Annotated in this window: 14 protein-coding genes; 8 read left to right on the forward strand and 6 right to left on the reverse strand. The window is 66.9% G+C overall.

Annotation, left to right across the window (positions count from 1 at the left end):
- Positions 1-62 precede the first annotated feature (62 nt).
- Genes Pka01_RS13660 through Pka01_RS13670 form a run of 3 tightly spaced genes read left to right on the forward strand, consistent with a single transcriptional unit; the run spans position 63 to position 3,452 of the window.
- Positions 63-1,055 carry an NAD-dependent epimerase/dehydratase family protein gene (locus Pka01_RS13660; RefSeq protein WP_239114952.1) on the forward strand — a complete coding sequence of 331 codons (993 nt, stop codon included), beginning with the start codon at positions 63-65 and terminating at the stop codon, positions 1,053-1,055.
- Positions 1,052-2,092, forward strand: coding sequence for an MraY family glycosyltransferase (locus Pka01_RS13665; protein ID WP_203883098.1), 1,041 nt, complete (start codon positions 1,052-1,054; stop codon positions 2,090-2,092). The genes Pka01_RS13660 and Pka01_RS13665 overlap by 4 nt, the downstream gene beginning before the upstream one ends.
- 4 nt (positions 2,093-2,096) lie before the next feature.
- A complete protein-coding gene (locus Pka01_RS13670) occupies positions 2,097-3,452 on the forward strand; it encodes a tyrosine-protein kinase domain-containing protein (protein ID WP_203883099.1) in 1,356 nt (451 codons plus the stop codon).
- On the opposite strand, the gene Pka01_RS13675 is transcribed toward Pka01_RS13670, so the two are convergent.
- The 3 genes from Pka01_RS13675 to Pka01_RS13685 all read right to left on the reverse strand — a co-directional run bounded on the left by Pka01_RS13675 (position 3,430) and on the right by Pka01_RS13685 (position 6,523).
- Positions 3,430-4,011 (reverse strand): arsenate reductase/protein-tyrosine-phosphatase family protein, encoded by a 582-nt coding sequence (locus Pka01_RS13675; protein ID WP_203883100.1) that lies wholly within the window; start codon positions 4,009-4,011, stop codon positions 3,430-3,432. The two genes, Pka01_RS13670 and Pka01_RS13675, sit on opposite strands and share 23 nt — an antisense overlap.
- Positions 4,012-4,025: 14 nt before the next feature.
- Positions 4,026-5,774, reverse strand: a complete 1,749-nt coding sequence (locus tag Pka01_RS13680) for a DUF4012 domain-containing protein (protein WP_203883101.1) — start codon at positions 5,772-5,774, stop codon at positions 4,026-4,028.
- Positions 5,775-6,085: 311 nt separating this feature from the next.
- Positions 6,086-6,523: a winged helix-turn-helix transcriptional regulator gene (locus tag Pka01_RS13685; protein WP_308442243.1), complete on the reverse strand. Its 438-nt coding sequence runs from the start codon at positions 6,521-6,523 to the stop codon at positions 6,086-6,088.
- Positions 6,524-6,664: 141 nt separating this feature from the next.
- On the opposite strand from Pka01_RS13685, the gene Pka01_RS13690 reads away from it, so the two are divergent.
- The 3 genes from Pka01_RS13690 (at position 6,665) to Pka01_RS13700 (ending at position 9,608) form a co-directional block, all read left to right on the forward strand.
- Positions 6,665-7,537, forward strand: a complete 873-nt coding sequence (locus tag Pka01_RS13690; protein ID WP_203883103.1) for an aldo/keto reductase family oxidoreductase — start codon at positions 6,665-6,667, stop codon at positions 7,535-7,537.
- A gap of 282 nt (positions 7,538-7,819) precedes the next feature.
- The gene (locus Pka01_RS13695; RefSeq protein ID WP_203883286.1) at positions 7,820-9,097 is read left to right on the forward strand and encodes an ISL3 family transposase; all 1,278 of its coding nucleotides are present in this window, start codon (positions 7,820-7,822) and stop codon (positions 9,095-9,097) included.
- A 34-nt stretch (positions 9,098-9,131) separates the two neighbouring features.
- On the forward strand, positions 9,132-9,608 hold the full coding sequence (locus Pka01_RS13700) for a class E sortase (protein ID WP_373318141.1): 477 nt from the start codon (positions 9,132-9,134) through the stop codon (positions 9,606-9,608).
- A 307-nt stretch (positions 9,609-9,915) separates the two neighbouring features.
- On the opposite strand, the gene Pka01_RS13705 is transcribed toward Pka01_RS13700, so the two are convergent.
- A complete protein-coding gene (locus Pka01_RS13705; RefSeq protein WP_203883104.1) occupies positions 9,916-11,139 on the reverse strand; it encodes an ABC transporter ATP-binding protein in 1,224 nt (407 codons plus the stop codon).
- Between the two features lie 122 nt (positions 11,140-11,261).
- On the opposite strand from Pka01_RS13705, the gene Pka01_RS13710 reads away from it, so the two are divergent.
- A complete protein-coding gene (locus tag Pka01_RS13710) occupies positions 11,262-12,248 on the forward strand; it encodes a LacI family DNA-binding transcriptional regulator (RefSeq protein ID WP_203883105.1) in 987 nt (328 codons plus the stop codon).
- Here Pka01_RS13710 and Pka01_RS13715 read toward each other — a convergent pair.
- A complete protein-coding gene (locus Pka01_RS13715; RefSeq protein WP_203883106.1) occupies positions 12,238-12,726 on the reverse strand; it encodes a glutathione peroxidase in 489 nt (162 codons plus the stop codon). The two genes, Pka01_RS13710 and Pka01_RS13715, sit on opposite strands and share 11 nt — an antisense overlap.
- A 347-nt stretch (positions 12,727-13,073) precedes the next feature.
- Here Pka01_RS13715 and Pka01_RS13720 point away from each other — a divergent pair, with 347 nt between their 5' ends.
- Positions 13,074-13,580: an aggregation-promoting factor C-terminal-like domain-containing protein gene (locus Pka01_RS13720; RefSeq protein WP_203883107.1), complete on the forward strand. Its 507-nt coding sequence runs from the start codon at positions 13,074-13,076 to the stop codon at positions 13,578-13,580.
- A 54-nt stretch (positions 13,581-13,634) separates the two neighbouring features.
- On the opposite strand, the gene Pka01_RS13725 is transcribed toward Pka01_RS13720, so the two are convergent.
- Complete coding sequence (locus Pka01_RS13725) at positions 13,635-14,279, reverse strand: TetR/AcrR family transcriptional regulator C-terminal domain-containing protein (RefSeq protein WP_203883108.1); 645 nt, start codon at positions 14,277-14,279, stop codon at positions 13,635-13,637.
- Between the last annotated feature and the right edge of the window lie 40 nt (positions 14,280-14,319).

Here is a 14,319-nt window from a genome sequence, read left to right on the forward strand (position 1 = left end):
TTCGTACGCACCTATCCAACGATCCTGTCAACCGCCATATGGATGGAGAGAAGTCGTTGACTATGTCAAGCGGAAACACCTACCTGATAACGGGCGGAAGTGGCTTCATCGGGTCCCATCTGACGGACGCGTTGCTCGCCCGCGGCGACTCCGTAGTGGTTTTGGACAACATGTCAACGGGCCGCCCCGCCAATCTCGCGCACCAGGCGGACAATCCCCGACTGCGCGTGGTCCAGGGCTCGGTCCTCGACGAACTCGTGGTCGACGAACTGGTCCACACCTGCGACGTGGTCGTCCATCTCGCCGCCGCCGTCGGGGTCAAGCTGATCCTGGACCAGCCGCTGCGGTCGCTCACGACGAACATCCGCGGCACGGAGATCGTCATCGAGGCTGCTCACCGATATCGCCGGAAGATCCTTGTCGCCAGCACGAGTGAGATCTACGGGAAGAACTCCAGCGGGCCGCTCCCGGAGACGTCCGATCGCATCCTGGGCAGCCCCTCCGTGGCCAAATGGGCGTACAGCACCGCCAAGGCCGTCGACGAGATCCTGGCCAACGCCTATCACAGGGAACGCGGCCTTTCGACGATCATCGTCAGGTTCTTCAACACGGTGGGACCGCGGCAGAGCCCGGCCTACGGCATGGTCATCCCAGGGCTCATCAAGCAGGCGATCAGCGGTCTCCCACTCACCGTCTTCGGTGACGGCACCCAGACCCGCTGCTTCATCCACGTGCGGGACGTCGTGGAGGCCTTGGTCCTGCTGCTCGACAATGACAGGGCGGTCGGTCAGACCTTCAATATCGGTGCCGGCGACGAGCTCAGCATTCTGCGGCTCGCCAAACTGGTCACGGAACTCAGCGGCAGCACATCCGGGATCGACCTTGTTCCGTATGCCGAGGCCTACGGGCCGGGCTTCGAGGACATGACGCGCAGGGTTCCCGACACCACCAAGCTTCGCGAGCTCACCGGCTGGGCACCGACACGATCGCTCATGGACATACTGGTGGAGACCATCGCCGAGGCCCGGGCTGATCTGGCGGCACCGCAGCGGTGAACGCCACCGCCCTCCTCACCGCCGGAGCGGCCGGCCTTCTGCTGGCCGCCGGCGGCACCCATGTCCTGGGGCGTCTCGCACTCCGCTGGGGTATCACCGATCGCCCGAACGGCTATAAGGCCCACGGCCGGCCCGTCCCCTATCTGGGTGGAATCGCGATCATGCTGGGAACCACCGTTCCCCCCGTCGCGTTGCTCGGTCTGGCCGATCGCCGGACCAGCGTGATCATTGTCGCCGCGGTGGTGATAGGGCTGCTCGGCCTGATCGATGATCTCTCCCCGCTCACCCCGCTCACCCGACTGGCAGTCGAGTCGGTGGTGGCGTGCGGAGTCGTGCTGAGCGGGGTCCAGGCGACGGTCACCGGTGGATGGCTGGACGGTCCGATCACCGCGCTGTGGATCGTCGTGGTCGCCAACTCCTTCAATCTCCTCGACAACATGGACGGCAACCTCGGAGCCATCACAACGGCCAGCGCCGCCTGTCTCGCCGGGACGGCCTTCGTATACGGACAGCCCGTGGTCGGACTGCTCCTGTGCACATTGGCCTTCGCCGGGCTGGGCTTCCTTCTGCACAACTGGGCACCGGCGAAGGTGTTCATGGGCGACGCAGGATCGCTCTTCATCGGATTCGTCCTCGCCAGCTCAGCGGCCCTGCTGGTCACCGGACGGAGCACGGAAACGGTGATCGCGGGGTTGCTTCTGCCTGTCTTCGTCGCGATCGTCGACACAGGGATCGTTGTCGTGTCCCGGAAGAGGGCGGGCCGACCGATAATGCGGGGCGGAACCGACCATCTTTCCCACCGCCTCCGCAAACTCGGCCTCAGCACGAGGCTGACGGCCCTCGTACTCGCCGCTGCCGCGGCTGCGGCCGGCATGGTCGACCTGGCAATGACGCTGGGCTGGATCTCGCCGCTCCTCGCGACGATCAGCGGAATAGGGGCCGCGTGCGTTCTCATCGGCCTGCCGCAACGGGTACGGGTCTACCCGTCAAAGCATCCCAAGAAGGCTCCTGCGCTCATTCGAGAAAGGCGGCAATGATCAGATGGATCTGCTCTACTACATGCGACTCGTACGCAGGGGCTGGCTGTTCCTCCTGCTCTCGCTGTCCATCGCGGTCGGTGCCGCCCTTGTCGTGACCTCGAACACGCCGCCTGAGTACGATGCGACGACTACCATGCTGTTCTCCAGTTACGACAAGGAAGGCAGCCTCTCCCCCGCCTACCAGGCTGGGGCGCTGTCCCAGGGAGTGCAGTCCTACGCCAGTCTGCTGACAAGTCGTCGACTGGTCAGCCGCATCACCACGGGCGAGGATGTCGAGCGACTCCAGGCGAACATCACGGCGGAACCCGTCCCCGGCACCGTGCTTCTACGCGCCAAGGTCAGTGACCACGACCCCGCGCGCGCGGCACTACTCGCCAACAGCCTGGGATCCGAATTCAGCCGGATGATCGACCAGATTGAGCGGTCGACTCCGGACAGCCGTCCGGCGGTCAAGGTCACCATTGTGGATCGGGCCGAGGTCCCGGAGGAACCGGTCAGTCCCCGGCCAGTGGTCAACTTCGCGATCGCCGTGCTTATCGCGTTGCTCGTCGCATTCAGCTCACTCGTGGTCCGGGATCGGCTGGACACGACCGTCAAAACCTCAGAGGCGCTGCAGCAGGCATCGAAGAGTTCGGTTCTCGGGGTCATCGGCTACGAGCGGGACGCGCGGCGGCACCCTTTGATCGTCCGTAGCAACCGCCGATCCTCGAGGTCCGAGGCGTACCGCTCGCTGCGGACCAACCTCCAGTTCATCGGGGTGGACAAGCAGCCGAAGTCGCTCGTCGTGACCAGCTGCCTGCCGAGCGACGGCAAATCCTCCACCTCGGCCAACCTGGCGATCACGCTGGCCCAGGCGGGATGGCGCGTGATCCTGGTCGACGGCGACCTCCGCCGCCCTCGCATCCCTGATTACCTGGGCATCGAGGGCTCCATGGGCCTCACGGACGTTCTGATCGAGAAGGCGCGCCTGGCCGACGTCATCCAGACCTGGGGCCAGCCCTGCCTCTCTGTGCTTCCGAGCGGCCAGATCCCGCCGAACCCCAGCGAGTTGCTCGGCTCGCAGGGAATGCGCTCGCTGCTGGCCCAGCTCACGAGTGACTACGACATGGTGATCCTCGATGCTCCACCGCTGCTGCCCGTAACCGACGCCGTGGCGCTCGCGGCGATCTGCGACGGCACTCTCCTCGTCGCACGGTACGGCAAGACCCGGCGGGAGCAGGTGGCGCGCGCCACAGAGCTGCTGTCGTCGATCAACGCTCGCCTCCTCGGGACCGTCCTGAACTTCGCGCCGGCCAAGCACGGCCACTACTACGGCTACGGCTACGAGGCCGAGGTCAAGACACCGGTGAGTGCGTGAGGAGCTTGAGCGGGACAGCGAGCGACTCCGAGATTCGGCGGGCCGCCGCCCGGTGGGCCCTACGAGAGCCTCCGTAGGGGTCGGCGATGTCGGGCTGTTCCACCCGGACCAGCCCGCGCAGTGCCCTCGCCTCCGCGGCCAAGGCGTGGGCTCGCCGTACGGGATCCTCATGGCGGACGAGGCTCTCCGCGGCCACGGCCCGGGCCAGCGTGCCGAACTCGGCGATGGTGAACGTACGCGTGGCCGCGAGGGGATGCATGGCCACCGCTTCGGCACGGTGCTCGGACGAGGCCGTGAGCACGAGATCAGCGGCGACGACCATCGCCGGGGTGAGCGGGCGTGAGGCGAAGCCTTCTGGGTCCCCGCCGAGCCGGACCAGCACGCGCCGCGCCCGCTCAGCCATCGGGCGTCCCGCCTGGGCACGGGTCCCCGCGCTGGTCACCAGCAGCGGGGAACCTGGCCCGAGGGCCGACAGGGTCAGCCGCTCCGCCAGCGCCGACCGGCAGATGTTGCCTGTGCATACGAACAGAATGTGGAAGCCTGCGCGGGATGTCGGCACCGCTCGCCCGCCGGTCAAGGGGCGCAGCCCTGGCTGTCTTGGGTGATCTGGGTGAGCTGGGGGCGAACCAGCGGCTGTACCGGAACCACCGGCGCCGCGGCGGAGGAGGGTTCCAGCAGGTCGAATTCCAGTGTCCTCGACTGCCTGGGGGCGAACTCCAGGACGGTCGAGTAGACGGGGTGGGATCGTTCGACCTCACTGATGATCCCAGTGGGATGACCGTCGAGGCGCACCGCACTCACCTTCGTGCCGACCCCGGCGTAGAGGGACACCCACAGGAGGTTGGAACCGACGGTGTGGGGACGCTCCGGGGAGTCGAGCCGATCGGTGACGTAGGTGGGAAGTCGCCCTCGCGGCACGTCGTTGGCGAGCCGGATCCGCACTCTTGTGGACCTCAGCCCGTCGTGGCACACGCCAAGGGTGTACGTCAGGGAACGCTCCAGGTAGTAGTCGAGTTTGCTGCCGGCCGAATTGTTGATCACCAGCCCTGCGAACGGTCCCGGCTGCTCCGGCAGGACGCCGCCGACCGGAGTCGTCGCGAGGCGTTGCTCCTCGGTATCTCTGCGGCTCCAGATCTGGATCCTCCGCTCGTCCACCAGCCGGGACAAGACCGGCAACAGCCGGGTGGGCTCGGGCCGCGATCTGATCAGCGCCTCGCTGATCGCGCCGGCGATCTGGATGAGAAACCGCTTGCGTTCTCCCGAGTCCTGGTATCGGACGTAGGCCGCGCGCTCGGTGAGGTCGACGACGTTCGCGGCTGTCACCGTCTCCCCGCTGGGGAGCCTGACCGCCCCGATCAGTTCCAGCAGGTAAGAGAGACCGATCGGGTCGGTCGCGATGGCTCCGTCCAGTCGCTGGCCGGTCTGCCGTTCCCAGAGCCCGGTCCAGGTGGTCGCCGCGTACGGGAAATGCGGGGAGAGGTTGGAAATGGAGAGCATGGAGGTCGCGCTGGGACCGTAGCGAGCCCGGAATTCCGGTCCGTTGTCGGCGGCAGGCTGGGGAGCCTCAGGGAGATCGATGTTAGGGGACAGCCGCTCGATGCCGAGCTTGCCGCGGCCGGCTTTCAGGATGCCGAACGCACCGACCAGGCCTCCGGTTCCGCGCGCCTCGGCATTGGTCTGGAAGCCCAGGAAGTAACGGCGCGTACCATCCTGACCCAGCATCGGAGGCAGAAGTTCGGCGGCCCTCGCCGCCGCATCCAGCCAGCCGCGCAGCCGATCGACTTCAGCAAGTGTCGTAGCGCGCGCTCGGTCCAGAACGTCCACACCGCTCTGCGCCGGCGTCTCCGCCACGTGCGAACTCATCGTGGCGAGCCGGGCTGCGGCATCGCCCAGGACCGGCGCCGCCGCGTCGAGACCCGCCAGCAGCGGCCGCAGATTGCCCGTCGAAAGCGCATTCGCCGTCATGAACGGCGCGCCGGCCCGGTGAACTCCGGCCAGTACATCGGTGAGTTCCGCAACGGCCTCGGCCAACCCTCGCACGGTCGTGGCGCCGTCTCCCACCACGGGAGCGTGGGTGAGCAGCGACCAGTCGAGACCGCCGGTGAGCCGCCGCGCTTCGGCCGCATGCCGCTGGGCGTCCGCGAGCGCCCCGGCCATCGACGTGGGGTCCTCCGCACGTAGCCGTAGGAGCGCGGTCCTGGTCGCCTCCAGGTGATCCCGCACGCTCAGACCGCGATATGCCGACCAGCCCCCGGCCAGCGTGAGGCCGAAGGCCAGCGCCGGCAGGCCGATGACGAGCAGTCGGCGTTTTCTACTTCGCACAAGAAGACCGGCGACGTCCGCCCGCGACCATCATCGTCAAAAGAATAGGCATCGCGTTTTTTCGTGCCATTTCGGACTCCCCCGATAACGATCCTTCCGGTCACACACATTTCGCCGGAATACCAGCGAATGTTTGCCACCTCGACCTGTTATACGGCGTCCGATCAAGACGAACGCCGTCACCGCACGACGCTTACTGAATGATCAGTGACCGTTCTCTCTTTATTGACAGTCGGCTTGTTTCACGGCTCTTCGCAGTTGAGGGTGTAGCGCCGAGAAGGTAGAGCTGTTGGACGGTTGGATGTGAGTCGTCAGGAGGTGCGAGAGTCGTAGTTCTCGCGGTTTTCGAGGACCTCGGCCATGTGCGTCTGCGCCCAGTTTCTGAGCCCGCGCGTCATGTGGTGGAGCGAGAGACCGAGGTCGGTCAGCTCGTAGGAGACGGTGACAGGGACGGTTGGCGTCACGGTACGGGTGAGCAGACCATCGTGCTCCAGCGACCGTAGCGTCTGGGTCAGCATCTTCTGGCTGACCCCGGCCAGAAGGCGAGAGATCTCGGAGTAACGCATCGGCCTCGGAGCGTCTGCGTGTGCTGCACCGGGCTGGCCAGCGCTGTTGTCGCCGCCCAGCGCACACAGGATCAGGACGACCCACTTGTTCGAGATTCGGTCGAGCAGCTGCCGGCTGGGGCACCCTGCCAGGAACGCGTTGTACTCCACCTTGGCCTGAGCCCTCTTCTGGGCCGCCTTCATCGTCGTCACTGATTGCACCTCTCACCGATGGGTGGGTTACGCACTCCAAAGTGCCTACTTCCCGACAGGAAGTTTCTCTCCAATGATGATGCAGGGAGGCAGCAGGCGCCACCCCCCAAGTGCACGACGAAAGGCAACAAGATGAGCACACCCTCCCTCTCTCTTCCCGGCGGCACCTGGACTCTGGGTGACCTGGCCGTCACCCGGTTCGGCTACGGCGCCATGCAACTGGCCGGCCCGTGGGTCATGGGGCCGCCCGCCGATCGCGAAGGTGCCCTGGCCGTTCTGCGTGAAGCGGTCGACCTCGGTATCACCCACATCGACACCAGCGACGCCTACGGGCCGCGGGTCACCAACGAGTTGATCCGCGAGGCACTGCACCCCTATCCCGAGTCGCTGCACATCGTGACCAAGGTGGGCGCGACCCGCGACGAACAGGGTGGCTGGCCTACGGCCCGGCGACCCGAAGACCTGCGCCGCCAGGTCCACGACAACCTCACGTCCCTCCGGCTCGACGTACTCGACCTGGTCAACCTCCGACTCGGCAACGCCGAAGGTCCCCAGCCCGGCTCGCTCGCCGAGGCATTCGAGACGCTCGTCGAACTCCAGCAGCAGGGTCTGATCCGCCACCTCGGGGTCAGCAACGCCACCGAGGGGCAGGTCACCGAGGCACAGAGCATCGCGCCGATCGTGTGCGTGCAGAACATGTACAACCTCGCCCACCGCCACGACGACAAGCTCATCGACCGGCTCGCCACCGACGACGTCGCGTACGTGCCCTTCTTCCCCCTCGGGGGCTTTACCCCGCTTCAGTCCTCGGCGCTCTCGGCGGTCGCCGCCCGATTGGAGGCGACACCGATGGCCGTCGCACTGGCCTGGCTGCTGCAGCGATCACCGAACATCCTGCTCATCCCCGGCACATCATCGACGGCACACCTGCGCGAGAACATCGCCGGCGCGGGACTCTGTCTCTCTCATGAGGACTTGACCGAGCTGGACGACATCGGCCGCTGAATGCCCCAGAGCTGAACGGTCCACAAGCCGCGACCGAAGCCACCGTTCAAGTTTCGGCCCCGGTCACCTTCGCGCGACCGGGGCCGAAGCAGGACGATTCGCCCTCACCTGGATGACTTCAGATCATCAACCGTCAGGGACCGGCGGGGGCAGCTCGCCCTGCGTCGGTGGCCGGGTAGGCGCCGAGGTCTCCCAAGGAAGGGGGCTTCCTAGCCCAAGTCCATCCGGAAGACCTCGACGTTGCACGACGCTACCCCTGAGGCGGGCTTCGCCCGCGCTGACATGAATACGTTCTGCCGCCTTGACGAGCTCGGGCTCGAAGTCACCGGTCAGCGACTCACCCCGGATCGTGCGGTTCTCGCGTGCCGGGTCGTCGAGTCCGATCAGTGGTGCCGCCGCTGCGGTTGCGAAGGCACACCACGTGACACCGTGACCCGGCGACTGGCGCACGAGCCACTCGGCTGGCGGCCCACGATCCTTCACGTCACGATCCGACGCTACCGCTGCATCGGCTGTGGGCACGTGTGGCGGCAAGACACCACCAAGGCGGCTGAGCCGCGGGCGAAGCTCTCACGCCGCGGGCTACGGTGGTCGCTTGAAGCCATCGTCTGCCAGCACCTCACTGTCGCCCGTGTCGCCGAAGGGCTCGGGGTCGCCTGGAACACCGCCAACGATGCCGTTCTGGCCGAGGGCAAGCGCGTCCTCATCGACGACACCGGCCGCTTCGACGACGTCACCGCGATCGGCGTCGACGAGCACGTGTGGCGCCATACCAGGCGTGACGACAAGTACGTCACTGTGGTCATTGACCTGACCGGCACCCGCGACGGCACCGGCCCTGCCCGGCTGCTCGACATGGTCGAAGGCCGCTCCAAGCAGGCTTTCAAGGCCTGGCTTGCCGAACGCGAAGAGTCCTGGCGCAACCGCATCGAGGTCGTCGCGATGGACGGTTTCACCGGGTTCAAGACCGCCGCCAGCGAGGAACTGCCCGACGCGGTCGCGGTCATGGACCCATTCCACGTCGTGCGTCTGGCCGGCGACGCACTCGACCGATGCCGCCGACGTGTCCAACTGACCATCCACGGGCACCGCGGACGCAAGAGCGACCTGCTCTATACCGCACGGCGAACCCTCCATACCGGCGCTGACCTGCTCACCGACAAGCAGAAGGACCGACTGGCCGCGCTGTTTGCGAGGGACGCTCACGTTGAGGTCGAAGCCACATGGGGGGTCTACCAGCGGATGATCGCCGCCTACCGGGAACCCGATCGCAGGAAGGGCCGAGAGCTGATGGTGAAGTTGATCGAGTCGGTCAGCCAGGGCGTCCCGAGCGCGTTGAGCGAGATCATCACGCTCGGCCGGACACTGAAGAAGCGAGCAACCGACGTGCTGGCCTACTTCGAACGCCCGGGCACTTCCAACGGACCGACCGAGGCTATCAACGGACGGCTCGAACACCTCCGCGGCTCCGCCCTCGGATTCCGCAACCTCACCAACTACATTGCCAGATCCCTGTTGGAAACCGGCGGATTCAGGCTACGACTACACCCTGGATTGTGAAGAGCCTGTTTCACCGGTTACGCGTGTGATCGTGGTGCGTGGGGAAACAACGCTCCCGGGAGGATCAAGCTCGGCGGCGCCCTCGCGTTTGCTCCGCATCCCCCGATTGGGCCCTGATTACAAGTACGCCATAGTCGAAGGCGCCGATTCCGAGGAATTGCGCAAGGGTCCGGGCCATTATCCCGGTACGGCAATGCCCGGCCAGATAGGAAATTTCGCGATTTCCGGGCACCGGACCACCTATTCGGCGCCGTTCACCCGAATCAATGAGCTACGGCACGGTGACGACATCGTGGTGGACGCAACAGACGCCCGCTATACCTACCAGGTCATCCGGCAGGAGATCATTGGTCCCACCCGGACGGATGTCGTCAACCCGGTGCCTGAACATCCCGCACAGCGGCCCTCGCAGGCGCTGATCACCATGACCACCTGCGACCCGAAGTACTCCGCACAAGAGCGCCCGGTCGTCTACGGCGTGCCGGCGAGGCGTGCGGGGCGCCATACGTGATCACGACAGGGAGAAGCTGACATGTACGGGTTCATATGACGACGGCTGCCGGGCGGAATCGCGGTCCGGCTGTTCATCTCACTTCTGCTGATCAGGATCACCGCGGCGCTGCTCTGGTATGTCGTGTTCCCCTGGCTGGAACCGCGGCTCCCAATCGATCAGGGCGGATGAGCCATGGCGAGATCACCCGCACGGCTCCACTGCTCGTCGGTGGTGCTCCACTGACCTTCCCGAGACGGCACGGCCGTTTTGCAAGTGCGGCGGCGTCAAGCCGACCGCCGCACTTACAAAACGGCCGATGCTCGAGTCAGCTGCCGACGTTGGCCTCGTGGCCGATGGACAGGCCCGAGTCGACGTCGAAGAAGTGCAGGTTGTGCGTGTCGACGACGAGCTCGATGTCCTGGCCGGGACGGACGTGGCTGCGGGCGTTGACGCGGGCGGTCCACAGGGACTTGTCGCCCGACAGCGGCAGCGCCGCCGCCTCCTCCTCGTCGCCGTCGTGCTGCGCGGCCACGGTGTCCTTGTGCTCGACCGGCGGGGCGTCGATCGTGAACAGGACGTTGATCTCGGAGCCGAGCTCCTCGGTGACGTTCGCGCGGACGGGGACGCTCACCCAGCCGCCGGTGTTGCCGTTGGCGGACACCGAGTCCTCGAAGTCCGAGGGGCGGATGCCGAGGATGATCTTCTTGCCGATGTAGCCGTCGAGGCCGGGCTTCTCGGCGAACGTCGAGTCGGGCACGGGCAGCTTGTGGCCCGCGAATTCCACGGCCGCGCCGCTCTCGTCCTTGGTCAGCTCGGCGTAGGTGAAGTTCATGGACGGGGAGCCCATGAAGCCGGCGACGAACAGGTTGACCGGGCTGTCGAACAGGTTCTGCGGGGTGTCCACCTGCTGGAGCAGGCCGTCGCGCAGGACGCAGACGCGGTCGCCGAGGGTCATGGCCTCGACCTGGTCGTGGGTCACGTAGACGGTGGTGACGCCGAGACGCTCGTGCAGCTGGTTGAGCGAGGCGCGCATGGAGACGCGGAGCTTGGCGTCGAGGTTCGACAGCGGCTCGTCCATGAGGAAGGCCTGCGGCTCGCGGACGATGGCGCGGCCCATGGCGACACGCTGGCGCTGCCCACCGGACAGGGCGGCGGGCTTGCGCTTGAGGTACTGCTCCAGACCGAGCATCCGGGCGGCGTCCTGGACGCGCTTCTGGATCTCCGCCTTGGGCATCTTGCGGAGCTTGAGACCGAAGGCGAGGTTCTCCTCGACGGTCATGTGGGGGTACAGGGCGTAGTTCTGGAACACCATCGCGATGTCCCGGTCCTTCGGAGGCAGGTGGTTGACCACCCGGTCGCCGATGGAGATCTCGCCACCGCTGATGTCCTCAAGGCCGGCGATCATCCGCAGGGCGGTGGACTTGCCACATCCCGACGGGCCGACCAGCACCATGAACTCGCCGTCCTTGATCTCAAGGTTCAGGCCGTTGACGGCCTTGACGCCTCCCGCGTAGATCTTGTCGACGTTGCTCAGAACGATTGCAGCCATGCCAGTCCTTCGCGGTTCCCAAACAAGGTACTTGGATACGTTTTCAGGAATCTCACCCGAACTACCGTCTAATGTCAAGGTTTTGCTCGCATAAGGGATGGAAGCATGATGGAATCGTTTCCATGAACATGGCGCAACGCCGTACGACGATCAAGGACGTCGCGGAGGCGGCGGGAGTCGGAGTCGCCACGGTTTCCCGCGTCCTGTCGGGAGGGTCGGCCAGCGCCGAGACGCGCGAACGCGTGCTGGCGGCGGCGGCCCGGCTCGACTACCGGCCGAGCGCCCTGGGACGCAACCTCCGTCAGCAGCGGTCCGGGGGGATCGGGCTTCTCGTCCCGGACATCACCGACAGCTTCTACGCCCGGCTGACCGACGGCGTGCTGTCGTGCGCCAGGTCGTACGGCGAGCCGGTGACGATCGGGGTGACCGGGGACGACCCGGAGCAGGAGGCCGAGCTCATCGGCACGCTCATCGAGCAGAGCATGGACCGGGTCATCGCGGTCCCCTCCGGTGACGGCGAGACGTGGGCGCCCGCGCTGCGCGCCGGCCTGAACGTGGTCTTCGCGGACAGGCAGGTGCGCGACGACGTCCCCGGGGTGGTCGCCGACGACCGCGCCGGCGTGCGCACCGCGGTGGAGTACCTCGTCGGCCTCGGCCACAGGAAGATCGCCTTCCTGGCCCGGCACGGGCAGTCGCAGCGGGTGGCCGCCTTCACCGACACGCTGGCCTCGCTGGGCGTGCCGGTGGATCCCGAACTCGTCGTCCTCGCGCGCGCCAGCCGCGACTCGGCGTACGCGGCCGCCGCGGGACTGCTGCAGCACCGCGCCGACCTCACGGCGGTGCTGGCCGGGGGGAACATGCTCGGCGAGGCCACGGTCCTGGCCGCGCGCGAACTCCACGTGCGGATCCCGAGGGACGTGTCACTCATCATGTTCGACGACGTGCCCTGGGCCGAGCTGTGCTCCCCGCCGCTGACCGTCATCGCACAGCCCGCCCAGGACGTGGGCTACCGCGCCGCCGAACTGGTGCTGCGGCAGGGACGCCGCCCGCGGACGGTGACCCTGCCGACCGAGCTCATCGTGCGGGCCAGTTGCGGGCCTAGGAGATGACCTTCTCGATCGCCTCGACGACCTCGGGCGACTCCGGCTCGACGCGGGGCCGGAACCTCGCCACGACCTCGCCGTCGGCGGCGAGAAGGAACTTCTCGAAGTTCCACTGAACGTCGCCGGTGGCGCCCTCCGCGTCCGCGGTCGCGGTCAGCTCCGTGTACAGCGGATGTCTGTCGTCCCCGTTGACCTCGGTCTTCTCCAGTAGCGGGAAGTCCACGCCGTACGTGGTCGAGCAGAACTCCTGGATCTCCTCGGCCGAGCCCGGCTCCTGGCCCATGAACTGGTTGCACGGGACGCCGACGACGGTGAACCCGCGGTCGGCGTAGCTCTCCTGAAGCCGGACGAGCCCGGCGTACTGCGGCGTCAGGCCACACCTCGAGGCGACGTTGACCACGAGGGCCGCGCGGCCGCCGAGGATCTCACCGAGGGTTGTGGGGGCGCCCTCGAGGGTGTTGACGGGTGTTTCGAGAAGGCTCATGAGCGGACTATACCGAGTGATGTTCGGTACCGGACGTGCCGGTGGCGCTCCCGTACATCCAGGTCAAGGGCGGCCGCGTAACGTCATCGCCGTCCCGCGAGACGCCCGCCGCCCGGAACCGAATCGGCAAAGAACCGTCCGCCGCGTGTCCCAGGTGGCGGCCGTGAGCCGGGTCGTCGTACTTCAATCCGCCTAAAGGACCCGTCGCGGTGCCTGCCGGAAGTTGTCTTGGATCCGATGCAGGCCGAGCGGACGGCCGCGCTCACGCCATGGGCGCGGTACGGCCGGCGAGCGTGTGCACCCGCATGCGACCGCCTTCCGCACGCGACCCGACGACAAGGACCGATTTGGACAGTTTCAGTGTTCTGCGCAACACAACGGTGGCCGTGATCGCGTTCAGCGTGATCGGCGGCGCGAGCGCCACACCGGCGATGGCCGAGCAGTCCACGGCCGACCAGGGCGCGCAGACCCGTCAGGGCATTCATGTCGCGACGTGGAAGATGCGCGTCTCGGTGAAGGCCCACAAGATCCAGCGGGCGCCCGCCCCGACGAAGACCAGGAGCAAGGCCTACGCCTTCCGCCTCGTCAGCCGAAGGGCATGGCCGAGCACGCAGTTCCAGTGCCTGGACAGCCTGTGGACCCGGGAGAGCAACTGGAATCACCGGGCCTACAACTCGGGCTCCGGAGCCTACGGGATCCCGCAGGCTCTGCCCGGAAGCAAGATGGGATACGTCGCCGAGGACTGGCGGTTCAACCCGCAGACCCAGATCCGTTGGGGCCTGCGATACATCAAGGGCCGGTACGGCTCACCATGCGGCGCCTGGGGTCACTTCCAGTCGCACAACTGGTACTGAGCAGGTCCAGGGAACGCCCAGGGGAAGGGACCGTTCCCTCGAGGCGCCCGGGGGTCACCCCCGGGCGCCTCTCCTTCCAGAGGGCTCTCCGGCCCGGACGGCCATGGCCTGCACGAGCAGCTCCAGCCCGAACTCGAACTCCTCCTCGTGGTCGCACGAGGTCAGAAGCGGCGCGAGCGAGCTCACCTCGGGGAACAGCACCGGATCGATCTCGGCGACCGTCGCGTCGCCCCGCACGGGCGCGAAGGTCGGCGTGACACCGACCTCCCTCAGCAGCGAACCGACGATGTAGGCGACGAACATCCGCAACATCCGGACCGCCTCGGGCCCCTCGAACCCCGCGTCGCGCAACGTCGACAGAGCACGTTCCACCGGCAGCAGCCCGGCGGAGGAGTGGAGCTGCCGGCTGAACACCACCATCGTCGAGCGCGGGTAGTGGTGGGCGATCTGCCGGAACGCCCTCGCCTGGACGCGCACCCGGTCGGTCCAGTGGGCCGACGGGTCGTCGGTGAACTCGATCTTCGAAAGGATCGTCTCCGAGATGGCGTCGAGCAGCGCCGCCTTGTTGGGGACGTGGTTGTAGAGCGACATGACCCCCACCCCCAGCCCGGCCGCGATCCCGCGCATGGAGACGGCGTCGGCGCCCTCGCGCTCGATGAGGTCGATGGCTGCGTCGACGATCCTGCCGCGGCTGAGCATGAGGCGATTGTCTCCCACCCCGTTGACGGACGTACAGCGT

The organism is Planotetraspora kaengkrachanensis (assembly GCF_016862895.1).
In the GTDB taxonomy this organism is placed as follows: Bacteria; Actinomycetota; Actinomycetes; order Streptosporangiales; family Streptosporangiaceae; genus Planotetraspora; species Planotetraspora kaengkrachanensis.